The sequence below is a fragment of the Maritimibacter sp. UBA3975 genome (assembly GCF_002384975.1).
Taxonomy (GTDB): Bacteria; Pseudomonadota; Alphaproteobacteria; order Rhodobacterales; family Rhodobacteraceae; genus Maritimibacter.
Genome location: NZ_DGCP01000017.1, coordinates 481,105 through 506,857, shown reverse-complemented (window position 1 = coordinate 506,857; position 25,753 = coordinate 481,105). Strand labels below are relative to the sequence as shown.

Annotated in this window: 22 protein-coding genes; 11 read left to right on the top strand and 11 right to left on the bottom strand. The window is 67.4% G+C overall.

The annotated features are described in order from the left end of the window. Positions 1-107: 107 nt before the first annotated feature. The 3 genes from B2585_RS19070 to B2585_RS19060 all read right to left on the bottom strand — a co-directional run bounded on the left by B2585_RS19070 (position 108) and on the right by B2585_RS19060 (position 5,544). Positions 108-1,943, bottom strand: coding sequence for an AMP-binding protein (locus tag B2585_RS19070; protein WP_414674076.1), 1,836 nt, complete (start codon positions 1,941-1,943; stop codon positions 108-110). A gap of 336 nt (positions 1,944-2,279) precedes the next feature. After that, positions 2,280-3,182 (bottom strand): hypothetical protein, encoded by a 903-nt coding sequence (locus tag B2585_RS19065; protein WP_292025519.1) that lies wholly within the window; start codon positions 3,180-3,182, stop codon positions 2,280-2,282. A 79-nt stretch (positions 3,183-3,261) separates the two neighbouring features. Further along, positions 3,262-5,544, bottom strand: a complete 2,283-nt coding sequence (locus B2585_RS19060) for an NADP-dependent malic enzyme (RefSeq protein WP_292025518.1) — start codon at positions 5,542-5,544, stop codon at positions 3,262-3,264. Between the two features lie 186 nt (positions 5,545-5,730). On the opposite strand from B2585_RS19060, the gene B2585_RS19055 reads away from it, so the two are divergent. From B2585_RS19055 to B2585_RS19035, 5 genes are all read left to right on the top strand, one after another. Then, complete coding sequence (locus B2585_RS19055; RefSeq protein ID WP_414674075.1) at positions 5,731-6,114, top strand: cytidine deaminase; 384 nt, start codon at positions 5,731-5,733, stop codon at positions 6,112-6,114. Further along, positions 6,111-7,322: a phosphopentomutase gene (locus B2585_RS19050; RefSeq protein WP_292025517.1), complete on the top strand. Its 1,212-nt coding sequence runs from the start codon at positions 6,111-6,113 to the stop codon at positions 7,320-7,322. Before B2585_RS19055 ends, B2585_RS19050 begins: the two co-directional genes overlap by 4 nt. Then, the gene (locus B2585_RS19045) at positions 7,319-8,326 is read left to right on the top strand and encodes an adenosine deaminase (protein ID WP_292025516.1); all 1,008 of its coding nucleotides are present in this window, start codon (positions 7,319-7,321) and stop codon (positions 8,324-8,326) included. The genes B2585_RS19050 and B2585_RS19045 overlap by 4 nt, the downstream gene beginning before the upstream one ends. Continuing rightward, positions 8,319-8,951 (top strand): uracil phosphoribosyltransferase, encoded by a 633-nt coding sequence (gene upp / locus B2585_RS19040; RefSeq protein ID WP_292025515.1) that lies wholly within the window; start codon positions 8,319-8,321, stop codon positions 8,949-8,951. The genes B2585_RS19045 and upp overlap by 8 nt, the downstream gene beginning before the upstream one ends. Before the next feature lie 101 nt (positions 8,952-9,052). Then, positions 9,053-10,390: a hypothetical protein gene (locus B2585_RS19035; RefSeq protein ID WP_292025514.1), complete on the top strand. Its 1,338-nt coding sequence runs from the start codon at positions 9,053-9,055 to the stop codon at positions 10,388-10,390. A gap of 52 nt (positions 10,391-10,442) precedes the next feature. Here the strand turns inward: B2585_RS19035 and B2585_RS19030 are convergent, their stop codons facing one another. Continuing rightward, a complete protein-coding gene (locus B2585_RS19030) occupies positions 10,443-11,465 on the bottom strand; it encodes a hypothetical protein (protein ID WP_292025513.1) in 1,023 nt (340 codons plus the stop codon). 253 nt (positions 11,466-11,718) lie between these two features. Here B2585_RS19030 and B2585_RS19025 point away from each other — a divergent pair, with 253 nt between their 5' ends. Further along, entirely contained in the window at positions 11,719-12,771 is a 1,053-nt protein-coding gene (locus B2585_RS19025; RefSeq protein ID WP_292025512.1) for a PAS domain-containing sensor histidine kinase, read from the top strand. Here B2585_RS19025 and B2585_RS19020 read toward each other — a convergent pair. Next, positions 12,768-13,736 carry a hypothetical protein gene (locus tag B2585_RS19020; RefSeq protein ID WP_292025511.1) on the bottom strand — a complete coding sequence of 323 codons (969 nt, stop codon included), beginning with the start codon at positions 13,734-13,736 and terminating at the stop codon, positions 12,768-12,770. The genes B2585_RS19025 and B2585_RS19020 overlap by 4 nt on opposite strands. Positions 13,737-13,954: 218 nt before the next feature. Here B2585_RS19020 and B2585_RS19015 point away from each other — a divergent pair, with 218 nt between their 5' ends. After that, on the top strand, positions 13,955-15,211 hold the full coding sequence (locus B2585_RS19015) for an MGH1-like glycoside hydrolase domain-containing protein (protein ID WP_292025510.1): 1,257 nt from the start codon (positions 13,955-13,957) through the stop codon (positions 15,209-15,211). A gap of 81 nt (positions 15,212-15,292) precedes the next feature. After that, a complete protein-coding gene (locus B2585_RS19010) occupies positions 15,293-18,364 on the top strand; it encodes a methyl-accepting chemotaxis protein (RefSeq protein WP_292025509.1) in 3,072 nt (1,023 codons plus the stop codon). A 65-nt stretch (positions 18,365-18,429) separates the two neighbouring features. Here the strand turns inward: B2585_RS19010 and B2585_RS19005 are convergent, their stop codons facing one another. Next, positions 18,430-19,380 (bottom strand): zinc ABC transporter substrate-binding protein, encoded by a 951-nt coding sequence (locus B2585_RS19005; RefSeq protein ID WP_292025508.1) that lies wholly within the window; start codon positions 19,378-19,380, stop codon positions 18,430-18,432. 68 nt (positions 19,381-19,448) lie between these two features. Here B2585_RS19005 and B2585_RS19000 point away from each other — a divergent pair, with 68 nt between their 5' ends. The 3 genes from B2585_RS19000 to B2585_RS18990 are packed head-to-tail and all read left to right on the top strand — an operon-like array spanning position 19,449 to position 21,434. Next, the gene (locus B2585_RS19000) at positions 19,449-19,934 is read left to right on the top strand and encodes a Fur family transcriptional regulator (RefSeq protein WP_292025507.1); all 486 of its coding nucleotides are present in this window, start codon (positions 19,449-19,451) and stop codon (positions 19,932-19,934) included. Next, the gene (locus B2585_RS18995; protein ID WP_292025506.1) at positions 19,931-20,659 is read left to right on the top strand and encodes a metal ABC transporter ATP-binding protein; all 729 of its coding nucleotides are present in this window, start codon (positions 19,931-19,933) and stop codon (positions 20,657-20,659) included. The genes B2585_RS19000 and B2585_RS18995 overlap by 4 nt, the downstream gene beginning before the upstream one ends. After that, on the top strand, positions 20,652-21,434 hold the full coding sequence (locus B2585_RS18990) for a metal ABC transporter permease (RefSeq protein WP_292025667.1): 783 nt from the start codon (positions 20,652-20,654) through the stop codon (positions 21,432-21,434). The genes B2585_RS18995 and B2585_RS18990 overlap by 8 nt, the downstream gene beginning before the upstream one ends. Here B2585_RS18990 and B2585_RS18985 read toward each other — a convergent pair. The 5 genes from B2585_RS18985 to tmk are packed head-to-tail and all read right to left on the bottom strand — an operon-like array spanning position 21,431 to position 25,750. Beyond that, positions 21,431-22,360 (bottom strand): AEC family transporter, encoded by a 930-nt coding sequence (locus B2585_RS18985; protein ID WP_292025505.1) that lies wholly within the window; start codon positions 22,358-22,360, stop codon positions 21,431-21,433. The two genes, B2585_RS18990 and B2585_RS18985, sit on opposite strands and share 4 nt — an antisense overlap. Beyond that, positions 22,360-23,163: an MBL fold metallo-hydrolase gene (locus tag B2585_RS18980; protein ID WP_292025504.1), complete on the bottom strand. Its 804-nt coding sequence runs from the start codon at positions 23,161-23,163 to the stop codon at positions 22,360-22,362. Before B2585_RS18980 ends, B2585_RS18985 begins: the two co-directional genes overlap by 1 nt. Continuing rightward, positions 23,163-23,951, bottom strand: coding sequence for a TatD family hydrolase (locus B2585_RS18975; RefSeq protein WP_292025503.1), 789 nt, complete (start codon positions 23,949-23,951; stop codon positions 23,163-23,165). The genes B2585_RS18980 and B2585_RS18975 overlap by 1 nt, the downstream gene beginning before the upstream one ends. Next, positions 23,948-25,081 (bottom strand): DNA polymerase III subunit delta', encoded by a 1,134-nt coding sequence (locus B2585_RS18970; protein WP_292025502.1) that lies wholly within the window; start codon positions 25,079-25,081, stop codon positions 23,948-23,950. Before B2585_RS18970 ends, B2585_RS18975 begins: the two co-directional genes overlap by 4 nt. A gap of 45 nt (positions 25,082-25,126) precedes the next feature. After that, the gene (gene tmk / locus B2585_RS18965; protein ID WP_292025501.1) at positions 25,127-25,750 is read right to left on the bottom strand and encodes a dTMP kinase; all 624 of its coding nucleotides are present in this window, start codon (positions 25,748-25,750) and stop codon (positions 25,127-25,129) included. Positions 25,751-25,753 lie beyond the last annotated feature (3 nt).

Below are 25,753 nucleotides of genomic sequence, written 5' to 3'. Positions count from 1 at the left end.
CATTTCGGACGTAACGGATAAGGACATTGCAATTTTTCATTAATAAAATCCACCCCGGCGGACCCCGCCGGAGCGAATTTAATGTAATCAGTTACTTGCTGATCAGGTCAGGCGGTGGCGTAGCCAAGATCCTGCAACGCTTCGCGAATCTCATCGAGAATCGCCGGATCGTCGATCGTCGCGGGAAGTTTGAAGTCCTTTCCGTCGGCGATGGACACCATCGTGGCGCGCAGGATCTTGCCCGAGCGGGTCTTGGGCAGGCGGTCGACCACCACGGCGGATTTGAACGCGGCGACCGGGCCGATCTTGTCGCGCACCAGCTTGACACATTCGGCCACGACCTCTTTCTCATCCCGGTCCGAACCGGTGTTGAGGCAGAGAAAGCCCAGCGGGAGCTGGCCCTTGAGCTGGTCCGTCACGCCGATGACCGCGCATTCCGCCACGTCTGGGTGGGAGGCCAGAACCTCCTCCATCCCGCCGGTCGACAGGCGGTGGCCCGCGACGTTGATGACGTCATCGGTGCGCGCCATGATGTAGAGGTATCCGTCTTCGTCCACATATCCCGCATCCCCCGTCTCGTAATAGCCGGGGAAGGTGGTGAGGTAGGATTTGCGGAACCGGTCCTCGGCATTCCACAGCGTCGGCAGCGTGCCGGGGGGCAGAGGAAGCTTGGCGACGATGGCGCCCAACTGGCCGGCGGGGAGTTCGTTGCCGCCTTCGTCGAGGATCTTCATGTCGTAGCCGGGCATCGGCACGGCGGGCGAGCCGAGCTTGGTTTCGAGCAGTTCGATCCCCACCGGGTTCGCCACGGCCGGGAAGCCCAGTTCGGTCTGCCACCAGTGGTCGATGACCGGCACGCCGAGCTGGTCCTGCGTCCAGACGATCGTGTCGGGATCGGCCCGTTCGCCGGCGAGGTACACGGTCTTGAGGCACGACAGGTCGTATTTCTTGATGAAGTCGCCCTTCGGGTCTTCGCGCTTCACGGCGCGGAAGGCCGTGGGCGCGGTGAAGAAGGACTTTACGTTGTGCTCGGAAATCACGCGCCAGAAGGTGCCCGCGTCGGGCGTGCCGACCGGCTTGCCCTCGAACACGATGGTGGTGTTGCCGTGGATGAGCGGCGCGTAGCAGATATAGCTGTGGCCCACCACCCAGCCCACGTCTGAGGCGGCCCAGAACACGTCGCCCGGATCGACGTTGTAGACGTTCTTCATCGTCCAGTTCAGCGCCACCAGATGCCCGGCGGTGTGACGGATCACGCCCTTGGGCTGGCCGGTGGTGCCGGATGTGTAGAGCACATAGGCCGGGTGATTGCCCTCGACGGGGAGGCAGGGGGCAGGGTCGGCGGCGCTTACGTCGTTCCAGTCGTAATCGTATCCGTCCTTCATCTCGGCGGTGAGCGCGTCGCGCTGGAGGATCACGGTAAACTCGGGCTTGTGGTCGGCCAGGTCGATGGCACCGTCGAGGAGCGGTTTGTAGGGCACGGTGCGGTTCGGCTCGAGCCCGCAGGAGCCTGCGATGATCGCCTTGGGGGTCGCGTCGTTGATCCGGGTGGCAAGCTCGTTCGACGCGAAGCCGCCGAAGACGACCGAATGGACTGCGCCGATCCGCACGGTGGCGAGCATGGCAATGACCGCTTCGGGCACCATCGGCATGTAGATGATGACACGGTCGCCCTTGGTCACGCCCTTGGCGGCCAGCCCGCCGGCAAGGCGCGCGACGCGGTCCTGCAATTCGGCAAAGGTGATCTTGTCCTTCGCGCCGGTGATCGGGCTGTCATAGATGATCGCGGTCTGGTCGCCGCGCCCCGCGTCGACGTGGCGGTCCACGGCGTTGTAGCAGGTGTTCACCATCCCGTCGGAGAACCATTCGTAGAGGTCGTTGCCGAGGTCGAACAGCGCCTTGGATGGTTTCCTGTCCCAGTCGATCGCCTCGGCGGCGTCCATCCAGAACCCTTCCGGGTCGTTCTGCCAGCGGGCGTAAACTTCCTGATAGGTCGACATGAAAACCTCCTCCGCGTTCTGTCAGCCGAGGTGGTAGTGACGTGACGTCGTTTGGGCAAGTCTGTTGGTGGTAACCTGCGACCTTATGGCCGGGAAATTTGCAGAACCGGCGGAATCAGGCCTGCAAAGTTTTGCAAATCATCCGCAAATTCGCAGTTGGGCGCGGTAGCGGCGCGGAGTTTGCAAAGTCGGACTTTGCGGGTGAGGGAATCGGTGACCCCGTGTACGGCCGAGCGCCACCCGCGCCCTGGCCGGAACAGGGGCCGGTGGGCAAGGCGGCTATTTCGGCGGCCAGTCGACCTCGCCCGCGCGGGTGAGGCCCTCGGCGGTGAAGCGGTAGAAGACCGCGCAGGGGGTGTCGCGGTCGGCGCTGCATTCGGACGGGTGGCGGCGGAACACCATGCCGCCCTCGACCGTGCGGAACCCCTCGGCGATGCCCCGGAAGCCCTCGACGAAGCCCTGGCCACGGGCGAGGTGGACGGCCACCTCGCAGCCCGCCCAGCCACACCAGGCCGAGCCGATGGGGCCGCAGTTGGCGGTGCCGTAGTTCACCAGCCAGTCGGCGCGCCCGTCGCCGTCAAAATCCTCCTGCCGGGTGAAGCCCTCGTTCATCACCGCGCCCCGGTTGTGGGCGTCGCGGCAGTAGGATGTGACTTCGGAGCGGGCGGCGGCATCGGGGTCGCGGGCCGGGTCGGGGTCGGCGCGCCAGCAGGCGGAGAGCGCGTGGTCGATGGCGGCGCGGGAATTGGCCAGCGGCAGGTGATCGCGCCACAGGTAGTCGTCGGTGAAGAAGGTCACGGTGCCGGAAGAGCCCGCCTGCAACGCCTCGATCCCCGCGGTCCATTGCGCGCCGGTCATGCCCTTTTCATAGGTGCCCTCGCCGGTGGCCATGAGGCGCAGGTCCCAGATCTCCTCCCCGTCCACGCGGATCGCCACGCCGAGGTCGCCGGGCGTGTCGAAGCCCGCGACGGAGGCGGCGAGGACCAGCGGCTCGCCCGGCACGCAGGCAAGCGACAGGCAGTTGTGTGTCCCGGCTTCGGGGTTTTCATAGGGGCAGATGCTCGCCCCCGTCTCGCCGGTGATCGGGTTGTCGGGGATGATCGTCCAGCGGGACGTGTCGGCAACGGCGGGCAGGGTGACGAGACCGGCGAAGAGTGCGGCGCGGATTGTCGGCAGGATCACGGGTACTCTCCCTCCCTCACATGGAACGGGGTGAGCGTAACGGGCCTGTCGCGCGATGCAACGGCGCTGCGCGGGCCCGTCAGCCGTAATGGGCGACGGGCGTTCCGGCGATGGCCGACACGTTCAGGAGCCCGCGCGCGGTGATCGACGGGGTGACGACGTGGGCGCGGTTGCCCATGCCCATGAGGATCGGGCCGACTTCGAGCCCGCCCGCCTTCATCTTGAGCATGTTGCGCACGCCGGAGGCCGCGTCGGTGTTGGCGAAGACCAGCACGTTCGCGGGGCCTTCGAAGCGGGCCCCGGGGAACATGCGTTCGCGCACGTCCACGTCGAGCGCGCTGTCCACATGCATCTCGCCCTCATAAGGGAAATTGCGCTCCTCGCTGTCGAGAATGTCGAGCGCGCCGCGCATCCGGCGGCCTGTGTCGCAGTCGAGGTTGCCGAACTGCGAGTAGGAGCACAGCGCCACCTTGGGGGCGACGCCGAAGCGCCGGACGTGCCGTGCCGCGCCGCAGACGGTTTCCGCGATCTGTTCGGCGGTGGGTTCCGGGTGAACATGCGTGTCGGCGATGAAGAGCGGGCCGTCCTGAAGGATCATGAGGGAGAGCGCGGCTACGGGATGGTGCTTCTCGGGCCCGCCGCCCAGGATCTCCTGCACATATTTCAGGTGCCACAGGTATTGGCCGAACGTGCCGCAGATCAGGCTGTCGGCCTCGCCGCGATGCACCATGATACCGCCGATGGCGGTGGTGTTGGTGCGCATGATCGCGCGGGCGATGTCGGGGGTGACGCCGCGCCGGGCCATGATGGCGTGATAGGTTTCCCAGTAGTCGCGGTAGCGCGGGTCGTTTTCCGGGTTCACCACTTCGAAATCCCGGCCGGGCTTGAGCGGCAATCCCGCGCGGGCGAGGCGGGTTTCGATGACTTCGGGGCGGCCGATGAGGATCGGGGCGTCGGTGGTTTCCTCGAGCATCGCGTTGGCGGCGCGCAGCACGCGCTCGTCCTCGCCCTCGGCGAACACGATCTTGCGCTCGGCGGTGGCGGCGGCCTCGAACACCGGACGCATGATGAGGGCGGAGCGGAACACCGAGCGGTCGAGCCCGTCCTTGTAGTCGGCAAGGTCGGGCAGGGGGCGCGCGGCCACGCCGGACTCCATCGCGGCCTTGGCCACGGCGGAGGCGACGACCCCCATGAGGCGCGGATCAAAGGGTTTGGGGATCAGGTAATCGGCGCCAAAGGTGAGCTGTTCGCCCTTGTAGGCCGCGGCGGCCTCGGCACTCGTGGTGGCGCGGGCGAGGGCCGCGATCCCCTCGATACAGCCGATCTGCATTTCGTCGTTGATCTCGGTCGCGCCCACGTCGAGCGCGCCCCGGAAGATGAACGGGAAGCACAGGACGTTGTTGACCTGGTTGGGGTAATCCGAGCGGCCTGTGGCGATGAGCGCGTCCGGGGCCACCTCGCGCACGAGGTCGGGCATGATCTCTGGCGTCGGGTTGGCGAGCGCGAAGATGATCGGGCGCTCGGCCATCTGCTTGACGTGCTCCTGCGTGAGCACGCCGGGGCCGGAGAGACCGAGGAACAGGTCGGCATCCGCCACCACGTCGTCGAGGGTGCGCAACTCGGTCTCCTGCGCGAAGGCGGCTTTCTGCGGGTTGAGGTCGTCGCGGCCCGTGTGGACCAGCCCGTCGACATCGCAAAGCCAGACGTTTTCACGCCGCACACCCAGTTTCAGGAGCATGTTGAGGCAGGCGATACCGGCGGCACCCCCGCCGGTGGAGACGACCTTGATGTCCTCGAAGGATTTGCCCGCCACGCGCAGCGCATTGGTGGCGGCCGCGCCGACGACGATGGCCGTCCCATGCTGGTCGTCGTGGAAAACGGGGATGTTCATGCGTTCGCGGCAGATTTGTTCAACGATGAAACAATCCGGGGCCTTGATGTCCTCAAGGTTGATCGCGCCGAAGGTCGGCTCCAGCGCGCAAATCAGGTCGGCAAGCTTCTCGGGCTCGGATTCGTCAAGCTCGAGGTCGAAGCAGTCGATGTTGGCGAACTTCTTGAAGAGCACCGCCTTGCCCTCCATCACTGGCTTGGAGGCCAGGGCGCCGATGTTGCCGAGCCCCAGCACGGCGCTGCCGTTCGAGACGACGGCGACGAGGTTGCCGCGGGCGGTGTAGCGGGGCGCGGTGAGCGGATCGGCCTTGATTTCAAGACAGGCTTCGGCGACGCCGGGGGAATATGCCAGCGACAGGTCGCGCCCGTTCGCCATCGGCTTGGTCGCGCGGATTTCGAGTTTACCGGGGCGTGGGAACTCGTGATAGTCCAGCGCGGGGTGGCGGGGCGTGGTGCTCTGGTCGTCGGCCATGTCTCTCCTCCCGGGAGGTAGTTTAATGCTAAACCAAATCCTTCCAAGCGCGGCATAGCCGATCACGCGGGGTCAAGGCAAGCGACCGCGCGATTCGCCTTGCACCGGGGCGAAAAGGTTTCAAACTGCACGATACGGACAAAGGAGGCGCCCGTGTCAGAAAATACGGCGGCGGAGAAATCCCTGATGGACCTGGCGAAAGAGGTGCGGGTCAATGCCCACGCGCCCTATTCCGGGTTCAAGGTGGGGGCGGCGCTCCGGTCGACCTCGGGCCGGGTGCATCTCGGCGTGAATGTCGAGAACGCGGCCTATCCCGAAGGTACCTGTGCGGAAGCCGGGGCCATCGCGGCGATGATCGCGGCGGGCGACACCGAGATCGCCGAGATCGCGGTGGCGGGCGATGCGCCGGAGCCGGTGACGCCCTGCGGCGGATGCCGCCAGAAGATCGCGGAATTCGCGCCCAAGGGCGTGCGCGTGACGATGGGCACCATGACCGGCGAGGAACTGGTCGTGCCGATCGAGGAGCTCATCCCCTGGGCCTTCGCCAAGGCGCAGATGGAGGGCGGATGACCCGCGCGTTTCTCATCGTGATGGACAGCGTCGGGATCGGCGGTGCACCGGACGCGGATGCCTTCTTCAACGACGGCACGCCGGACACGGGGTCGAACACCGTGGGCCATATCGCCGAGGCCTGTGCGGCGGGACTGGCGGACGAGGGGCGCGCGGGTGCCTTGCAACTGCCCAACCTTGACCGGCTCGGGCTGGGCATGGCGGTAAAGCTGGCGTCCGACATGGTCGCGCCGGGGCTTGGTGCCGACCCGGCCGGGGCCTGGGGCGCGGCGACGGAGGTGTCGCGGGGCAAGGACACGCCGTCGGGGCACTGGGAGCTTGCGGGCGTGCCGGTGCCGTTCGACTGGACGTACTTCCCGGACGAGGAGCCGGCGTTTCCGCCCGAGATCACCCAGGCGATCTGCGATGCGGCGGGGGTCGATGCGATCCTCGGCGACAAACATGCGAGCGGGACAGTCATCCTCGAGGAACTCGGGGCGGAGCATCTGCGGACCGGCCTGCCCATCTGCTACACGAGCGCGGATAGCGTGCTTCAGATCGCGGCGCATGAGGAGGTTTTCGGGCTTCAGAGACTCTATGACGTCTGTGAGGCCATCGCGCCGATGCTGCACGAACGCCGGGTCGGACGGGTGATTGCGCGGCCCTTTCTGGGCGATGCGGACAGCGGGTTCGAGCGCACGGTGAATCGGCGCGACTTCGCGCTGGCCGCGCCGGAGCCGACGCTTCTGGACTGGGTGGTCGAGGCGGGGCGACCGATGCATGCGGTCGGCAAGATCGGGGATATTTTCGCCCACCGGGGCGTGACCGACAATGCCAAGGGCGCGGATGAGGACCTGATGGAGGCTCTGATCGCGCTGGGCGGGACGGCGGAGGAGGGGAGCCTGACCTTCGCCAATTTCGTGGAGTTCGATTCCAAGTATGGCCACCGGCGCAACGTGGCGGGATATGCCCGGCACCTCGAATGGTTCGACGCGCAGCTCGGTCGGTTCTTCGCGACCATGCGCGAGGGGGATCTGGTGATCTTCACCGCCGATCATGGCAACGATCCCACATGGGTCGGGACCGATCACACGCGGGAGCGGGTGCCGGTGCTGTGCCAGGGGATCGGGATGCGCAAACTGGGACTGATCGCCTTTGCCGACGTGGCTGCGAGTGTGGCCGAGCACCTCGGCCTCACGCCGCGCGGGGCCGGGAGGTCATTTCTGTGACTGAGACCGAGGAGCTGACCGACGCCATCGCGAAACTGCCCAAGGTGGAGCTGCATCACCACATCGAAGGGGCGGCCCAGCCGGAGCTGGTGCGGCGGATGGCGCAGGAGAAGGGTTTGAACCTTTCGAACATTTTTGACGGGTCGGGCGCCTATAAATACGCAGATTTCTTGCAGTTTCTCGATGTCTACGAGCAGGCGGTGCGTCCGTTCCAGACGCCGGAGGATTATGCGCGGCTGACGCGATCCAACCTTGAGGAAGCAGCCGCGCACGGGGTCGTCTATCTCGAAACCTTCGTCTCGCCCGCCTTCTGCGGCGGTGGCGACGTGGCGGCGTGGAAGGAATACATCCACGCGATCCGGGAGGCGGCGGCGGCCGTGCCCGGGATCGACATGCGGGTGATCGTGACGCCCGTGCGTCACTTCGGGCCGGACCCTGCAAAGGCGGCGGCGGCCTGCGCGCAGGACACGGCGGGCGATTTCGTGACCGGCTTCGGCATCGGCGGGGACGAGAATGCGGGGCACCTGTCGGACTTTACCTATGCCTTCGACGCGGCGCGCGAGGCGGGGCTGGGGCTGACCGCCCATGCCGGCGAATGGGGCGGGCCGCAGTCGGTGCGCGATGCCATCGACCACCTCAAGGTCACGCGGATCGGCCACGGGGTGCGCGCGATCGAGGATGCGAAACTGGTCGAATACCTCGCGGCCTCCGGCATCGTGCTGGAGGTCTGTCCGCAGTCGAACGTGGCGCTCGGCGTCTATCCGTCGACCCGCGCCCATCCCATCGCCAAGTTGCGCGCGGCGGGTGTGCGTGTGACCGTGTCGACCGACGACCCGCCGTTTTTCCACACCACGATGACGCGGGAGTACGAGGAACTGGCCCGCGCCTTCGATTGGGGCGTTGACGATTTCCGCGCGCTGGGCAAGACCGCCGCCGAGGCCGCGTTCTGCGATGAGGACACGCGGGCCGCGCTGAGTGAAAAACTGGAGACCTTTCATGTCTGAACATCTGACCGTCGTTAAGCACCCGCTGGTCCAGCACAAGCTGTCGATCATGCGCGACAAGAGCACATCGACGGCGGTGTTCCGGCAGTTGCTCAAGGAAATCAGCCTGCTGCTCGCCTATGAGGTAACGCGCGACCTGCCGATGACGACGAAGACCATCGAGACGCCGCTGATCGAGATGCCCGCGCCGATCCTCGACGGACGCAAGCTCGCCCTGATCTCGATCCTGCGGGCGGGCAACGGGCTTCTGGACGGGATGCTGGAGCTGATCCCCTCGGCCCGGGTGGGGTTCGTCGGGCTGTACCGCGACGAGGAGACGCTCAAGCCGGTGCAGTATTATTTCAAGGTCCCGGACCTGATGAGCGAGCGGGTGGTGATCGCGGTGGACCCGATGCTGGCCACTGGCAACAGCTCGGCCGCGGCCATCGACCTGTTGAAAGAGTCGGGCGCGACCGACATCCGTTTCCTGTGTCTGCTAGCGGCCCCCGAAGGCGTGGCCCGGATGAAGGAGGCCCATCCGGACGTGCCGATCGTGACGGCGGCGCTGGATGAGAAGCTCAACGAAATGGGATATATCGTGCCCGGTCTCGGCGATGCCGGGGACCGGATGTTCGGCACGAAATAACCTGTTTCCAAGGTCTTGTGTCGGTTTTGTCGTGGGACCCCTAGACTCGCTGTGGAGCTTGGGTCATGGTGAACCCAATCTATAGTGTTGGGGGACACTGAATGAAAATTGTCAGTTATCTGAGCGCCTTGGCCATCGCTGCCACGATGACCACCACGACGGCCGCTGCCGTCACATTGGAACAGGGCGCCAAGCCGCGTGAGACGCCGCCGGCCGCCTATGGCGGCGATGTCTATGTCGACAGCCGGGGCTGCGCCTATGCGCGGGCCAATGTGGGGAGCGCCACCAACTGGGTGCCGCGCCTGTCGCCCAACCGCAAGGAAGTGGTCTGCGGGCTGAACCCGACCTTCGCCGCCGGCACGCCGCGCGCCTCGGCGCCGCCCCGACCGATCGCACCCCCTGCACCGGAAGCAGTGGCCGCAGCACCGTCCGCCGAAGCTCAGGCGACGACGACTGCCAGCGCCCGTGCGCCGGGTGCGCTGACCACGATGCGCACGCCCAGCGGCGCACCGGCCCCGTCCAACCTTTCGGCCCAGACCGAGCGTCAGGTTCAGACCCAGCCGCGACAGGCGGCGTTCCAGACCGCCGGTGGGCTGTTCGGCAACCTTCCGACGCCGAGCCCGGCGCCGGAGCCGTCGAACCTGTCGGCGGGTCGCAGCGACGTGGCCGAAGCACCGGGTGGAAATCGCCGGATGGAAGTGACCTGTCCTGCCACCTCGGGCAGCGCCCGGGTGCGGATCGGCGGCGCGACCGTCAACGTGAACTGCGGCACCTCGGCGACCCAGCCGCGCGTCTACCGCGTCCAGCACACCGACGGCTACATGACCGAGCTGGTGGCGACCCCCGCCCCGGTGGTCATGGCGCAGGCCGCTCAGGTCTCCACCTACGGCCAGTACCGCCCGGCGCGCACCTATGCCAACTCCGGCTTTGCGGTTCCGGTGATCCCGAACCCGCCGTCGCCGCGTGTCACGGTGAACCACCCGACCTATCCGGTCTATGCGGCCACGCCGGACCGGCGCGCGCTGACCACAGCGCCGCGCATGACGATGCAGGACGCCAACATCACCTCGACCTACCGCGTGCCGCGTGCTGGCGAGAGCTATCAGGCCTATATCGCCGACAAGGCGCGGGCGATGGCGCAGTCTGGCATCCCCTACAACTACGGTCGTGAGCTTCAGGCGCGTCCGCTGCCGTCGCCCTTTGCCCATGATGGCCGCAACTATCACCGGGCTCCGGCCACGGTGCGCGGGTCGGTCTATTCCAACCCGCCCGCAGCCGTCACTGCGCCGGTGCAGGCCACGCCCGAAGGGTATCGCCCGGCATGGGAAGACGGTCGGCTGAACCCGGCGCGTGGACCGCGCACCATTCAGGGTGAAGTGGACATGCAGCAGGTCTGGACCAACACCGTTCCGCGCCGTCTGGTGACCGTCAAACGCTGACCGCGACGCCGCTTCGACACACAGAAAACCCCTGCCGACCGGCGGGGGTTTTTCATTCGCTGCACATGCTTTGAAGGCTGATCCACGCGTTGTCGGGGATGAGCGGCTCGGCGGCGTCGACGGCGACCGGATCGGCTTCGATCAGGCCCAGTGTCGACTCGCCGGTCGGGTCCAGCGCATAGGCGTAGGGGGTCGAGCGCACGCCCGCTTCCGCGAAGGCCGCGATGAGCGCGTCGTCGGGCAGGGGCGCGGGAGCCGTGGTGAGGATGTCCTGCGCGTAGGCGTCGAGGACCGGGTCGGACAGCGCCCCCGTGGTCAGCATCCGCACGGTCGCGACCAGCCCGGCATGTTCCAGCAGGTCCTGCATCGGGTCGCTCCGCCGGATGCGCAGCGCCTCGGCGAGCAGGGCACCGGCGGCGGCGTCCGGTTCTTCGGCGCTTTCGATCAGCGCGTCGTTCAGGACGATGATACGGCCGGGAAGGTGGGTCGCACGCTCGACACCGCCGGTCACCATGACCACGCGCGGCGCTTCGGGCCCCATCACGCGGCGGGCAAGGCGGGTGAGCGCGGCCTGGCCCGCCGCGCTGTCGCACGCCGGGCCGGTCACGCGCAGGATGCGCGACAGGAGGCGTTCGCCCACGTCCGTGCGCGTCACATCCGGCAGGAGCGTTACGGTCTGGCGCGTAAGAGCACCCGGAAGCCACGCGACGGCGGCGGTGACGAGACCGACGGTCACCGCGGCGGTCAGCACGAAGCGCACCCGCCCGCTGCGCGGCCTGCGCCGGGCGATGGCTTTGCGGATGCGTTCGATGGCCGCGATCATGTCGTCGTCGGCCAGTTCGAGTTGCTCATCCTCGGAGGGCGCGTCGGAGGGGGCGTAGAGGGCCGGGCGCTTGCCCGGGTTGATCCGGTGCAGCGCGGCCAGCGACCAGTGGGACAGGGCGCGGTCGGCCATGTCGGTGACGGTGAGCGTGGCATCCCCGATAGACACGACAACGTCGACGCGCTGCGCCGCCGGGTCCGGACGCCAAAGCCCGGGCGCCTCCAACCTGTCGTATTCCTTCAGGGCCGTCATGGGCCGCTCGCTGCTCGTTTTCGTGGTTCAGAGGAGGATACGCGGGGAAATACCGTTTGGAAAGGAGCCGGAAAGCCGCGTGATCGGGAAACAAGCGATTCCTTACTTGCAGAGCCCGCGCGTATTAAGTGAGACTTGATTGGTCCGAACGGAGGCGTGCGAAAGGTGCATGGCTGATTCGAAATTGGACGATACGCTGTAAGCGGACCGTGGGACCGCGCCGGGATGCGGGATCTATGTGACGGAGTTTCGAGTGGTGTTTCGCCGCGACAAGGACAGTGCGACCTGGCGCATCACGCCCGACCTGATGGGCGTGCTGGACGAGAGCGGCTATTTCACCCAGACGAATCCGGCCTGGTACAAGACGCTGGGATACCGCGCGAGCGAGGTCGAGACGCGGCCGTTCATGGAATTCGTCCATCTGGAGGATGTGGCGCGCACCGAGAAGGCGTTTCACGACATCAAGCGGGGCATGCCGATCCTGAAGTTCCGCAACCGCTATCGCCACCGGGACGGGCATTATCGCTGGCTGTCGTGGAACTGCGTGCCGGAGGGTGACGTGTTCTTCTGCTCGGCCCGCGACATCACCGCCGAGAAGGAGAAGGAAGACGCGCTTCTGTCCCATGAGCAGGAGGCGGCGCTGCGCGAACAGTTCATCGCCGTGCTTGGTCACGACCTGCGCAACCCGATCGCCGCCACCGGGGCCGCCGTGCGTATGGCGAAGCGGGAGCCGCAGACGGACAAGGCGCGCGAACTTCTGGACATGGCGACGGGGTCTCTCGACGGCATGTCACGGCTGGTCAATCACGTCATGGATTTCGCCCGCGCGCGCCTTGGCGGCGGCATCGACGTGGACATCACCGAGGAGCGGCCCCTGCGTCCGGCGCTGGAGCAGGTGCTGGACGAGGTCAGGCTGGCCCATGAAGAGGTGGTCATCGAGGCTGAGTTCGACTTCGTGGACCCGGTACGCTGCGATCCCGACCGGGTGTCGCAGCTCTTTTCCAACCTGCTCACCAATTCGGTGACCCACGGGCTCCGCTCCCGCCCGATCCGGGTGGCGGCGCGCGACGAGGGGGGCGATTTCGTCCTGTCGGTCGGCAATACCGGCGAGCCGATCGCGCCCGAGGCGCTGCCCAAGCTGTTCGAGCCGTTCAAACGCTCCGAGGTGCGCGAGTCGCAGGAGGGGCTGGGTCTGGGCCTGTTCATCGCGCATGAAATCGCGCTGCGCCATGACGGCGAGATCGAGGTGCAATCGGACGCCGACTGGACCCAATTCACCTTTCGGATGCCACGCAACGACGCCTAGGCGCGGGCGAGCCGACGCCCCAGGAGGATGAGGCCGCCCAGAAACGCCACCAGCAGGTAGTCGATAAGCGGGATGCGCGCGACTTCCTCGAGCCGGGCCCAGCCGCGGTCGGAATAGACGACGAGCGTTCCCGCGACGATCACCACGGCGATCCCCCAGCGCACCGCCCGCGACAGGCCCAGCCCGTGCATCTGGGTGATGACGATGAGGGCCGCGAAGCCGAAGGCGAACATCGGCCAGAAATCCTGCCCGCCCACCACTGCGACGATCACGCCATGGATGAGGACGGTGGCCTCCAGCACGAAGGTCCACCAGCGGTTCGTATGGACGCGGGTGAAGATGAAGCTCGCCTGGATGAACAGCAGGAACGTGTATAGGAAGCCCCAGATGTGGCCCCATGTCACCTCCATCGGGTGATACCAGTAGGTGAACGTCACGGCCCAGGCGAAGTAATAGCCGTGGGTGCGGATCAGCAGCGGGCGCGTGGCCGCGAACCAGCCTTTGCCGTGGCCGAAGAACAGCCCGCGCCGGGGGGCCTCCATCAACAGGACGAGCACGAGGACCAGCACGACCGAACCTTGCGAATACATCACCGGGACGTCCTGCGCGAGACCGTCGTAGAACACCGCGGTCTGGAGCGCGTGGAGCGCGACGAAGAGGGCGGTTCCGCCGAGGGCGACCCAGTTGAGCGGGTGCATGGTGGCCCGGTTGCGCAGGCTGTCGCGGTTGCGTTGGGACCACCAGATGAGGCCCCAGATGAACGCCTGATGCGCGAGGTATCCGCCCCAGGCGGTCGCGCGGCTCCAGACATCCGGGTCGGGGCGTTTCCACAGATACCAGTTGTACCCCTGGTCGGGCGGAAACGTGATCCCGGCGATGACCGGGTGCAGGAGCCTGATCGCAAGGGCTGCCAGCACGGCGATGAGCACGGAAAGCGCGAAGGGGCGGGCGATGGCGGCTGGCATGGATGTCCCGGTCTGTTTTTCCGATTACGCCCTGTTCGCGTCCCGGGATCAACCGCGATGCACAGGTTGCCCAGTATTCAGGCACAGGCGCGCGGCGAACGTGCTGGCATGCAACGAGATTTGCAACCGGCGTGCGGCTTGCCTAAAACCGAGGCATTCGCCTTGCAGGCCGGGCGCCCCCCTGCCAGCGTGGCCCCAAGCGAGGCGTGAGTGCCGGGATGAATTACGACAAGATCGACAAGAAGGCCCGAAAGGTGCTCGAGACCAACGACCGGGGTCTCTATACCGTGCCGACCAAGGGGCTGTATCCCTACCAGTGGAACTGGGACAGCGCCTTCGCGGCCTGGGGCTTTTCGGTCTTCGACGCGAAGCGCGGCTGGGCCGAGCTTGAGACGCTGTTCCAGGGCCAGTGGGACACGGGGATGGTGCCGCACATCGTCTTTCACAAGCAGAGTTTCGGCTATTTCCCCGGCCCGGACGTGTGGGACGTGGACCGCGTGCCGCATACCTCGGGCATCAGCCAGCCGCCGATCGCGGCCACGATGGCGCGGGCGGTCTATGAGGCGGACAAGCGCTATGGCCATATCCACATGGAGCTTCTCTACGGCCGGCTCGTAAGCTGGCATCGCTGGTGGATGAAGAACCGGGTCGAGAACGGCATGGTCTGCATCACCCATCCGTGGGAGAGCGGGCGCGACAATGCCGTGGACTGGGACGCGGCGCTGGTCGGTGTCGATACCGCGCAGGTGGGCGAATATCACCGCTCCGACACCGATCACATCGACCCGTCGATGCGCCCGAGCCAGCTTGATTACGACCGCTACGTCGCTCTCGTGCAGCTGTCGAAAGCGGCGGATTGGAACGAAAAGGTCATCGCCGAGACGAGCCCGTTCCGGGTGGCCGATTGCGGCATGACCTTCATGTTCCTGCGCGCCTGTCGCGACCTCCTCCATATCGCGGCCGAGTTCGACATGGGCACGGACGAGATCGAGGGCTGGATCTATGAACTCAAACAGGGGGTGAAGGGCCACTGGAACGAGGCGCGCGGGCATTACGACAGCGTCAACATGCGCACCGGCGCCTTCACCAACACGCTGAGTTCGGCCAGTTTCCTCAACTGGTATGCCGGGATTCGCGACGACCGGCAGCTCAAGCACCTGCACCGCATCCTCGATCAGGTGAAGTTCGGCATTCCCTCGCTCGACCCCGAGAACCCGCATTTCGACCAGTTGCGCTACTGGCGCGGGCCGGTCTGGGGCATCATCAACTCGCTGATCGGGATCGGGTTGGCCGAAACCGGGCACACCGTGCTGGCCGAACGGCTGCGCAAGGACACCCAGAGGCTCATCGCCGAGCACGGGTTCTACGAATATTTCTGCCCCATCGACGGCGCGTCGGCGGGCGGGGGCGAGTTCACCTGGACCGCCGCCGTCTGGCTCACATGGGCCAGCCCCCATGCGAAGGGGCGGTTCTAGGCCGTTAGGCGAATCTTCACCGCCGGATGCGAGGAACGCACCGAAGTGGCACGCGCGGCGTGCGGCCGGACGGAGCGTATCATGCGGTTTCTCAACAATCTGAGCATCTCGAAAAAGATGCCGATCATCATGGTCCTGCTGGTGGTGCTGTCGGCCAGCGTTTCGGGCGTGCTGTCCGCGACGAAACAGCGAAAGGCGCTGCTGGACAGTGCGCAGGAACAGCTGGCCTCGGTGGTCGACACGCGCGCGCAGCTCATGGCGCAGGTGACGCAGGCTGCGGCGATGAACCTCGACGCCCTTGTCGACAGGCCGACGACGATTGCGCAGGTCGGTGCGCTCCTGAACGGCGTCGCGATGCTGGGGGAAGAGGCGCCGGAGCGCCTGACCGAGGCTTTTGTCACGGCCAATCCCCATCCGGCCGAGGCGCGCGCGGAACTGGTCGAACCGGCGGCGGCAGGCCTGTGGGCTTACGGCGGGGCACATAAGGTCTTCCACCCGCAGGTGCGGGCTTTCGCGGGCCATTACGGTTACCTCGACGTCTATGTGATCACGCCTGAAGGGCAGGTGATCTATTCGATGAACAAGGGGCCGGCTTTCACCGAGAACCTCGCCACGGGGCCGTTTGCGGATGAGGTGCTGGGCCGGACCTTTGCGGCCGCATTGGCGAACGGAGACGCGCCGGATCGGGCGGTCGGCGGCCTTTTCGGTGAGCATCGAGGCGCCGTTGCGACCTTCATCATGCAGGGCGTAGCCGGTCCCGATGGCGCGGTGCTGGGTTACCTTGCGATCCAGCCGGACACCGCCACGCTCGACTGGGTCGCCAACGACCCGAGCGGGTTGGGCGAGACCGGGGAAGTGTTCGTCATCGGCGAAGATGCCACGTTCCGCACCGGCTCGCGCTTCGAAGGCGGTCACGCGGCGACCGACCCGGTGCGGGGCGGGCCGCAGATCGAAGCCGTGCTGGCCGGGGACACAGGGGTCGAAGTCGGCACAGGGCAGGACGGACGCCCGGCGCTCATCGCCTATGGCCCTCTCGGCGCGGCGACGCCCGGATGGGGCGTGGTGGCAGAGCAGGACATGGAAGAGATACTCGCGCCCGCACGCGACCTCATGGTGCAGATGGTGATCCAGCAGGGACTTGTGATCCTGTGCGTTTCCGTCGTCGCATTCCTGTTCTCCGCGAGCCTGGCGCGGCCACTGCGGCGTGTGACCGGGGCGATGACCGACATTTCGCGGGGCGAGCTGGATATCGAAGTGCCCGACGTCACGCGCCGTGACGAGGTGGGCCAGATCGCCGGGACGCTGGAACAGTTCCGCGTGGGCCTTATCGAGTCGCGCAAGCGGGCGTTTCACGGCAATTTCCGCAGCGCGGCCTTCGCCAACAGCCGCTCGGCGATCATGATGACCAACATGTTCCATGAGATCATGCATGTGAACAAGGCGCTTGCGGACATGCTGCGGCGCTACGAAGACGTGTTTTCCCAGGTCGTGGGCCGGTTCGATGCGGACGAGATCGTGGGCCGATCGGTCCATGATTATCACCCGCCGGGCATACGCGAGCGTGTCGAGGCGGTGCTGAAAGATCCCGCGAACCTGCCCTATTCTGCCGATATCGCCTTTGGCGACGTGCGCATCACGCTCGACATTTCGGCGGTCCACGACGAACATGGCAAGCACATCGGCTATGTGACCGAATGGACGGACGTGACCGAAGGCTACATGAACCGCGCCATACTGCGCGCAATGGACGCCAACCAGGTCAAGGCAGAATTCGCGGCCGACGGCACGCTCATGCGCACGAACGACATGTTCACGCGGGTCGTCGGCGCACCGGCGGGACCGGCCGGGTCGATCAACGCGATTTCACAGGTGTCCGACGACCTTGCGGCGGCGTTCGAGCGCGCGAAAGGGGGCGAGGCTGTTTTCGACCGGTTCGAATGGCCGCGCGGGGATGGCGACACGGCCATCATCGACGGCTCCTTTGCCCCGGTGACGGACGGCAACGGCCGGCTCATGCGCGTCGTGCTCGTCGGAAACGACATCACCGAAGCCACCCGTGCGATGCGCGCGGCGGAGGACGACAGGCGCGCGATGCAGGAAGGTCAGGCGCGTGTCGTGGACGCGCTTCGTGGAGGTCTCGAGAGCCTGGCCGAGGGCGACTTGATGACCCGGATCGACGATGCGTTCCCTGCGGACTACGAACAGTTGCGCAACGACTTCAACCGTGCGGCGGACAAGCTGCTGGAGGCAATGCGCGGCGTGATCGAGAACGCCGACCTCATCACCGGCGAGGCCTCGGAAATCTCCTCCGCCGCAGACGACCTCTCGGCCCGGACCGAGAAACAGGCCGCGACGCTGGAGGAAACCGCCTCCGCGCTCGACCAGCTGACCTCCTCGGTGCGCTCGGCGGCGGATGGCGCGGCCCATGCCAACGAGATCGTCGAGAAAGCGCGAGAAAATGCAGCGGCTTCGGGTGAGGTCGTGCGCGAAGCGGTCGGGGCGATGGGCGAGATCGAAACCAGCTCGACCCAGATTTCCAAGATCACCGGCGTGATCGACGACATCGCCTTCCAGACCAACCTGCTCGCGCTCAACGCAGGGGTAGAGGCGGCCCGCGCGGGCGAGGCCGGGCGTGGTTTCGCGGTCGTGGCCTCGGAGGTGCGCGCGCCGGCGCAGCGCTCGTCCGATGCCGCACGCGAGATCAACGAGCTCATCTCCGCCTCGGGCGGGCAGGTGAAACGCGGTGTGAGCCTCGTCGGGCAGGCCGGTGAGGCACTGAAGGGGATCGTCGAGAGCGTGACCGAGATCAGCCGGAACGTCTCGGAGATCGCTGTCAGTGCGCGAGAGCAAAGCTCGGGCCTTGCCGAGATCAACACGGCGGTGAACCAGCTCGACCAGGTGACGCAACAGAACGCGGCGATGTTCGAGGAAACGACGGCGGCGAGCCACGCACTCACCCGCGAGGCCGAGACGCTGGCGCGCACAATGGGACGATTCCGCACGGGCGACCCGGCGGCTGGCGCCGCCGAACCCCCGGTGGACTTTGCCTCCCGCCGCGTTGCACCCAAGCCACCCGCCGCCGCGGCGCCGCTCGCCACACAAGCGGTTGCCGCGCCGGTCGTCGATGACGACGACGGGTGGGACGAATTCTGAGGCGCGGTTGCCGGTCGGCTGGGGCGGGCGACGCGGGCCCATCTGCCCGCGCTTACCCTGATCGGTCAGTCGCTGCCGCCGGAGAGGCAGGTTTCCAGCGTCGTGGCGAGACCGGTCATGAGGGCGGCGTAGAGTTCCGGCCCCGGCTCCAGGGTCGTGCCGGTCGCGTCGAGGACGCCGGTGCGCAGGCCCGTGCCCTGTTCGATGGCCGCGAGGAGATCCGGGTCCGCGCCGGGTTCGGAGAAGGCGCACTCAACGCCATGATCCGCGACAAGGTCACGCAGGTCTGACAGGGCGGCGGCGGAGGGTGCCGAGGCGTCGCCGGGTTTGACCGTCCCGATCACGTCCAGCCCGTAAGACCCGGCGAAATAGCCGAAGGCATCGTGCATCGTCACGATCTCGGCCCCGTTGAAAGGGTCGAGCCGGGCCGAGATTTCGGCGTCGAGCCGCGAGATCTCGACGATCGCCGCCTGTGCGTTCTCCTGATAAAGCCCTGCGTTGTCCGGATCGCGGGCGGCGAGTTCCTCCGCCAGCGAGCCGAGCCAGGCGCGGGCGTTGTCGGGCGAGAGCCAGGCATGGGGGTCGGTGCCTGCGTGATCGTGGTCGTGTTCTTCGCCGTCGGCGGCGTCTTCCTCACCGAGCAGGGTCGCGTTTTCTTCCTCATGCAGATGGACATCCGCGTCGGAAAATTCGCGCAAGGTGGTGGCCGGCAGGTCCAGAAGCGCGATGGTTTCGGCCCGCGCGAGCCCGTCGAGGGCGCGTTCGAGCCAGGGCTCGAGGTCCGCGCCCATCCAGATCACGAGATCGGCCTGTTCGAGCAGCCGCGCCTGACTGGGCTTGAGCGCGACGGAATGCGGGTCCGTCGCGCCGCTCACGAGAAGGTCGGGCGTGCCGACCCCGGCCATGACCTGAGCGACGAGCGAATGGACCGGCGCGATGTCGGTCACGATCTGCGGCGGGTCCGCGAGCGCGGGCAGCGGGGCGAGGAGGACGCTTGCAAAAAGTAGGTGCTTCACTTGTCGGGTCTCCAGCAATGTTATAGTGTTACACGAACGTAATATCATAACACTCACGGGCGCAACCCATGAATCACGACCCTTCCGCCGCCTTTCACGATCACGACCACGGGGCCTGCGCGGCCACCGCGCTTGAACAGGCCGAGGCGATCTGCGCGCGCCACGGGGTCCGGCTGACGCCGGTGCGCCGCCGCGCGCTCGAGATCCTGCTGGAAGAACACCGCGCGCTCGGCGCCTATGACGTACTTGCGAAACTGGCCGAGGACGGGTTCGGCAAGCAGCCGCCGGTGGCCTACCGCGCGCTCGATTTCCTCGTGGAACACGGGCTGGCGCACCGCATCCGGCGGCTCAACGCCTTCACGGCCTGTACCCGTCCGGGCGACGCCCATGCGCCGGTGTTCCTGATCTGCACGCAATGCGACGCGGTGGCCGAAGCGCCGGGGGTGGAGGTGCGCCACGCGCTCGACGGTGCGGCCGGCGCGATCGGGTTCACCGTGACGCGCGCGAATGTCGAGGCGGTGGGCCTGTGCCCGGGCTGTGGGGGCGGGGCATGAGCCTTTTGCGTGCCGACAACCTGTCGCTGTCATATGGCGAGCGCAAAGTGCTCGACGGGGTATCGCTGGCCATCGAGCCCGGCGAGATCGTGACGCTGGTGGGCCCGAACGGGTCCGGCAAGTCGTCGCTGGTCAAACTGCTGACCGGACAGATCCGGCCCGATGCGGGGCGCGTGCAGCGCAAACCAGACCTGCGGCTGGGCTATGTCCCGCAACAACTGGCGCTCGATCCGAGCCTGCCGATGACCGTGACGCGGTTTCTCAACCTGCCCAAGCGGCGCCACCCGGAGGCGATCCGGCGGGCCGAGGGGGAAACCGGGATCATGGGGCTGGGAGAGCGGCAGGTGTCGCAGCTTTCGGGCGGGCAGATGCAGCGCGTTCTGCTGGCGCGCGCGCTCCTGACGTCACCCGAGCTTCTGATCCTCGACGAGCCGACGCAGGGCCTCGACCAGCCCGGGGAGGCGGCGTTCTACCTTCACCTCGAGCGGCTGCGTGACGAGCTGGGCTGCGCGGTGTTCATGGTGAGCCATGACCTTCACGTCGTGATGAGTGCGAGCGACCGGGTGATCTGTCTCAACCATCATATCTGCTGCGAAGGCACGCCGCATGTGGTGAGCGAAGCGCCGGAATACCGGGCGCTGTTCGGCCACGGGACGGGCGGCGCGCTGGCGCTTTACCAGCACGAACATGACCATAGCCATGAGCATCATCACGACCATGCTTGACGATTTCCTCGTGCGCGCCGCGCTGGCCGGCGTCGGTCTGGCCGTGGCGGCGGGGCCCTTGGGCTCTTTCGTGGTGTGGCGACGGATGGCCTATTTCGGCGATGCGACGGCGCATGCGGCGATCCTCGGCGTGGCGCTGGCGCTATTGTTCTCGGTCCCGGTGACGGCAGGCACGCTGGTCGTGGCACTCGCCATGGCGCTGGCGGTGAGCGCGCTGGCCACGCGCGGGCATGCGATGGACGCGACGCTGGGGGTGCTCAGCCATTCCGCGCTGGCGCTTGGGCTGGTCGCGATCAGCTTTGTGCCCGGCGTTCGGGTGGACCTGTCGGCGTTCCTGTTCGGTGACATCCTGTCGGTGACACGCGCGGACCTTGGCGTGATCTGGGGCGGGGCCGTGCTGGTTGCCGCGCTGCTTGTCTGGCGCTGGTCCGCCCTGCTTACCGCGACCATGTCGGAGGAGCTGGCGGTGGCCTCGGGCATCGACCCGCGGCGGGAGCGGCTGGTGCTGACGCTGGCACTGGCGGTGGTCGTGGCGGTGGCGCTCAAGGTCGTGGGGGCGCTGCTCATCGCGGCCATGCTCATCATCCCGGCGGCGGCGGCGCGGGGTCTCTCGCGCACGCCGGAGGCGATGGCAGGCTGGGCCGTGGTCATCGGGATCGGCGCCGCGTTGGGCGGGCTCGCGCTGTCTTACGGGGCGGATACGCCCACGGGGCCGTCCATCGTGGTGGTGGCGGCGGCGGCGTTTCTTGGCGTGGTGAGCGTGGCGCGCCGTTAGGGCAGCGCGTGAAGCCAGAGCCAGATCGTGAGGATCGAGGTCGCGGTGGCCACGAGCACGCCGGTCGCGTTCACCCGTTTGCTCACCCCGTACATGTTCGCGAAGAGGAACGCGTTGACGCCGGGCGCCATCGCGGCGGTCAGCACGGCGGAACGGAACTGCGCGTCGGTGAGCCCCGTGAGCGTGCCCATGACCCAGGTCACGGCGGGGTGCAGGACGAGCGAGACGCCCACGATCCACGCCACCACCCGCATGTCGCCCTGCGGTCTGTAGGCCACGAGCACGCCGCCGAGGCCAAAGAGTGCGGCGGGCAGGGCGGCGCGGGCGACGAGGTCGACCGCATCGCGGGCCGGGCCGGGCAGTGTCAGGTTGGTCACGTTGGCGAGGATGCCGAGCGCGATCCCGATAACGAGCGGATTGCGCGACATGGACCGGGCGACGCCCATGACCGGGGCCATGACGCCCGAGCCGCCGGAGCGCACGATCTCCATCGCCGTGACGCCGATGACGTAGCAGACCGGCGCGTGGATCGCGATGATCGCGTAGTTCGGGCCAAGCGCGTCGCTGCCATAAGCGCGCTCCATGATCGGCAGGCCGAGCAGGACCGAGTTCGAGAACAGGGTGGCGAAGCCGATGGCCACGCTGTCCGCCCAGGGCCGCCCGAACAGGTAGCGCGCGCCGAGGAGGCCGGCGGCGAAGCCGGTGAAGGCCCCGGTGTAGAAAGAGGCCAGCAGCGCCGGGTCGAAGTTCGCCCCGAGATCGAGGGTGGACAGGGCGCGGAACAGAAGGACCGGGACCGCGAAATTCTGCGCGAATTTCATCAGGCCCTGCACGGCGGTTTCGCCGAAGCCCAGTTTCCAGCTTGCGAGGTATCCGAAGCCGAGCACGAGGAAGACCGGCAGGATGACCTCGATCAGGGCCTGCATCAGATGTCGTAGGTGATGGTCATGCCATCGTAGGCCGCCGAGATATGGTCGGGCGTTTCGGCCGAGATCGTGGCGTGGTCGATGTCGATATGCATGTTGGTGAGCACCCCGCGCCGCGTGCCGGATTGCTCAAGCCAGTCGAGCGCCTTTTCCACATGGACGTGGGTCGGGTGCGGTGCGTAGCGCAGCGCGTCCAGCACCCAGCAGTCGAGCCCGGTGAGCACGTTCCACGCCTCGTCCTTCATTTCGGACACGTCCGGGAGATAGGCGAGGTCGGCGACGCGGAACCCCAGCGCGTCGATGTTGCCATGCTCCACTTCGAAGGGTGTGAAGGTGATCGGGCCACCTGCGCCGTCGATGGTAAAGGGGTCGTCCCGGTCGATCGTGTGCATGTCGAGGATGGGCGGATAGCTCGACCCCGCCGGCTGCACGAAAGCATATCCGAAGCGGGAAAACAGCGCGTCCTGCGTGGCGCCGTCGGCATAGACGGGGAGGCGTTTGCGCATGTTGAAGACGATCATGCGCAGGTCGTCGATCCCGTGGACGTGGTCGGCATGGGCGTGGGTGTAGAGCACCGCGTCGAGCGTGCCGACATTCGCGTCGAGCAATTGCGCGCGCAGGTCGGGCGAGGTGTCGATGAGCACGCGGGTCGTGCCCTCGCCCTCGGTCCGCTCGACCAGCATGGAACAGCGGCGGCGCGTGTTGCGCGGGTTCGTCGGGTCGCAGGCGCCCCAGTGGCCGCCCAGACGTGGCACGCCCCCGGAGGAGCCGCAGCCCAGGATGGTGAAGGTCAGCCGGGCCATCAGGCCGCCTTCCAGAACAGGCGTTCGAAGTTCTCCTGCGTGGCGCGGGCGAAATCCGGGTAGTCGAGGCCGAAGACCTCGGCCCCCACGCGGGCGGTATGCGCGGTGAAGGCCGGTTCGTTGCGCTTGCCGCGATGGGGCGGGGGGGCGAGATACGGGCTGTCGGTTTCCACGAGGATACGCTCGAGGGGAGCCGCGCCGAAGATGTCGCGCAGGTCGGTGGAGCGCGGGAAGGCCGCGATGCCGGACATGGAGAGGTAGAAGTCGAGGTCGAGCGCGGCGCGCGCCAGTTCCGGCCCGGAGGAAAAGCAGTGCATGACGCAGGTGTAGGGGCCCGCCGCGTGTTCCTCGGTCAGGATGCGGGCCACGTCGTCATCTGCGTCGCGGGCGTGGATGATGAGGGGCAGCCTGGTCTGGCGCGCGGCTTCGATATGGATGCGCAGGCTCTCCTGCTGGATGTCCTTGGAGTCGGCCGTGTAGTGGTAGTCCAGCCCGGACTCGCCGATGCCCACGAATTTGGGATGCTCGGCCAGCGCCACAAGCTCCTCCACGCTGGCGAGCGGTTCCTCGGCGGCGCTCATCGGATGGGTGGCTGCCGCGAAGAAGATGCGCTCATGCGCCTCGGCAATGGCCCGAACCTGCGGCACGTTCCTAAGCTTGGTCGCGATGGTGACCATGCGCGTCACGCCCGCCTCGGCGGCGCGGGCGACGACATCATCGAGTTGCCCTTCGAAGTCCGGGAAGTCGAGGTGGCAATGGCTGTCTGTGATCTGGGGCTGCTCGGTCATGCTGCCTGTGCTGCGGCGGTCTCGTTGATCTTGAAGACGATATCGAGGATGAGGGCGGCAGGGTCAAGGTTCACCGCCCGTCCGTGACCCGCGCGGGCCGAGATCGTCTGGGCCAGTTCCGCCCAGCGGCGCGCGGCGCCGGGGTGGGGCGCGAGGCGGGCGAAGAGGGCGGTCTCGCCCGGTGCGGCCTCGACCAGCGGCGGGCGTCCGGCACCGGCGCGCGCAAGGCGGGTGAGGAACAGGTCGATCAGGTCGAGGATCAGCGCGTAACGCGTGGCATTGGCCGCCCCCGGCGCGCTCTGGGCGAGTGCGATGGCGCGCGGGCGGTCGTAGCGCGGCGCGTGGGAGAAGATGGCGATGAGGTCGGCATAGATCGCGAGGCCCCCGATATTGATGAGCCGGAGCGCCTCGCCCACCGAGCCGCCCGCAAGCTCCCCTAGTGCCTCGGTGTCCGGGCCGGGGGGGGTGCCGGCGGCTTCGAGCGCCTGCGCGAGGTCGGGGGGGGAGAGCGGGGAGAGCCGCAACTCGCGGCATCGTGACCGGATGGTGGGCAAAAGCCGGCTGGGCTGGTGGCTCACGAGAAGGAGTGTGGCGCCCTTGGGCGGTTCTTCCAGCATTTTCAGAAGCGCGTTGGCGGCCTGCGTGTTCATCTCGTCGGCGGCGTCCACGATCACCACGCGCCGCCCGCCTTCGGCGGAGGCGGAGAGACCGAAGAATTCGCGCAGGCGGCGCACTTCGTTCACGCGGATGTCGGCGGAGCGCTTGTCGCCCTTGTCGTTCGGACCCCGGCGCAGGAGGAACAGTCCCGGCTCGGCCAGTTGCATGGAGCGGCGCATGACCGGGTGTTCGGGGTCGATGTCGAGCGATGTGGGCGTGGGCGGTGCGCCGAAGAGGCCCGCGTCATCGGCAGGCGGGGTGGCCAGGAGGAACCGCGCGATGCGCCATGCGAGCGTGGCCTTGCCCACCCCGCGCGGCCCGGTGATGAGCCATGCGTGATGCAGCCGCCCGCCCGTATAGGCGTCGAGGAACCCGCGCTCGGCGGCGTCCTGCCCGGTTAGCAGGGGCGTTTCGCGCGGATGGGGCGCGCCCTCCACGCGGTCGGGTTCTGGCAGTTCGAGGATGTCGCTCATGCGGGCCAATCTACGCCATTGCGCGGCGGGCGAAACCCCGGATCGCTAGCCGGCGAGGCGGTCGTGGGCGATGCGGGTGACGTCTTGGGCCACCGCCTCGGGCGCCCGGTCGCCGTCGATCACGACGCAGCGGTCGGGGGCCGCTTTCGCGAGGTCGAGAAAGCCCGCGCGCATCTGAACCTGAAGGTCGGCGCCGAAATCCTCGAACCGCTCCTCGGTCCCGTTGCGCCCCTTGGCGCGGGCATGGCCCTTGGACGGATCCATGTCGATGATGAAGGTGAGGTCCGGCTCGCGCCCGATCATCAGGGCGTGGAGGTCGTCCACGATCTTGCGCAGGCCGGGGGCGCGCAGGCCCTGATACATGCGGGTGGAATCGGCGAAGCGGTCGCAGATCACGGTGCGCCCGGCCGCGAGCGAGGGCTCGATCAGCCGTTCGAGGTGGTCGCGGCGCGCGGCGGTGAACAGCAGGATCTCGGTCTCGGCCGACCAGCGGTCCGGGTCGCCTTCGAGCACGAGGCGGCGGATTTCCTCGGCGCCAGGGGAGCCTCCGGGTTCACGGGTCGCGACAACGTCCACCCCGTCGGCGGCGAGCCGGTCGGCCAGCATCCGGGCCTGGGTCGACTTGCCGGAGCCGTCGATCCCCTCGAAGGTCATGAACAGACCGGGCATCCG

Bases quoted from the DNA above. Each gene is read 5' to 3' on its own strand.
- B2585_RS19070 (WP_414674076.1), bottom strand. From the start codon at position 1,943: ATGGACGCCGCCGAGGCGATCGACTGGGACAGGAAACCATCCAAGGCG.
- B2585_RS19060 (WP_292025518.1), bottom strand. From the start codon at position 5,544: ATGGCCGACGACCAGAGCACCACGCCCCGCCACCCCGCGCTGGACTAT.
- B2585_RS19055 (WP_414674075.1), top strand. From the start codon at position 5,731: ATGGACCTGGCGAAAGAGGTGCGGGTCAATGCCCACGCGCCCTATTCC.
- B2585_RS19050 (WP_292025517.1), top strand. From the start codon at position 6,111: ATGACCCGCGCGTTTCTCATCGTGATGGACAGCGTCGGGATCGGCGGT.
- upp (WP_292025515.1), top strand. From the start codon at position 8,319: ATGTCTGAACATCTGACCGTCGTTAAGCACCCGCTGGTCCAGCACAAG.
- B2585_RS19035 (WP_292025514.1), top strand. From the start codon at position 9,053: ATGAAAATTGTCAGTTATCTGAGCGCCTTGGCCATCGCTGCCACGATG.
- B2585_RS19030 (WP_292025513.1), bottom strand. From the start codon at position 11,465: ATGACGGCCCTGAAGGAATACGACAGGTTGGAGGCGCCCGGGCTTTGG.
- B2585_RS19020 (WP_292025511.1), bottom strand. From the start codon at position 13,736: ATGCCAGCCGCCATCGCCCGCCCCTTCGCGCTTTCCGTGCTCATCGCC.
- B2585_RS19015 (WP_292025510.1), top strand. From the start codon at position 13,955: ATGAATTACGACAAGATCGACAAGAAGGCCCGAAAGGTGCTCGAGACC.
- B2585_RS19010 (WP_292025509.1), top strand. From the start codon at position 15,293: ATGCGGTTTCTCAACAATCTGAGCATCTCGAAAAAGATGCCGATCATC.
- B2585_RS19000 (WP_292025507.1), top strand. From the start codon at position 19,449: ATGAATCACGACCCTTCCGCCGCCTTTCACGATCACGACCACGGGGCC.
- B2585_RS18995 (WP_292025506.1), top strand. From the start codon at position 19,931: ATGAGCCTTTTGCGTGCCGACAACCTGTCGCTGTCATATGGCGAGCGC.
- B2585_RS18990 (WP_292025667.1), top strand. From the start codon at position 20,652: ATGCTTGACGATTTCCTCGTGCGCGCCGCGCTGGCCGGCGTCGGTCTG.
- B2585_RS18985 (WP_292025505.1), bottom strand. From the start codon at position 22,360: ATGCAGGCCCTGATCGAGGTCATCCTGCCGGTCTTCCTCGTGCTCGGC.
- B2585_RS18980 (WP_292025504.1), bottom strand. From the start codon at position 23,163: ATGGCCCGGCTGACCTTCACCATCCTGGGCTGCGGCTCCTCCGGGGGC.
- B2585_RS18975 (WP_292025503.1), bottom strand. From the start codon at position 23,951: ATGACCGAGCAGCCCCAGATCACAGACAGCCATTGCCACCTCGACTTC.
- B2585_RS18970 (WP_292025502.1), bottom strand. From the start codon at position 25,081: ATGAGCGACATCCTCGAACTGCCAGAACCCGACCGCGTGGAGGGCGCG.
- tmk (WP_292025501.1), bottom strand. From the start codon at position 25,750: ATGCCCGGTCTGTTCATGACCTTCGAGGGGATCGACGGCTCCGGCAAG.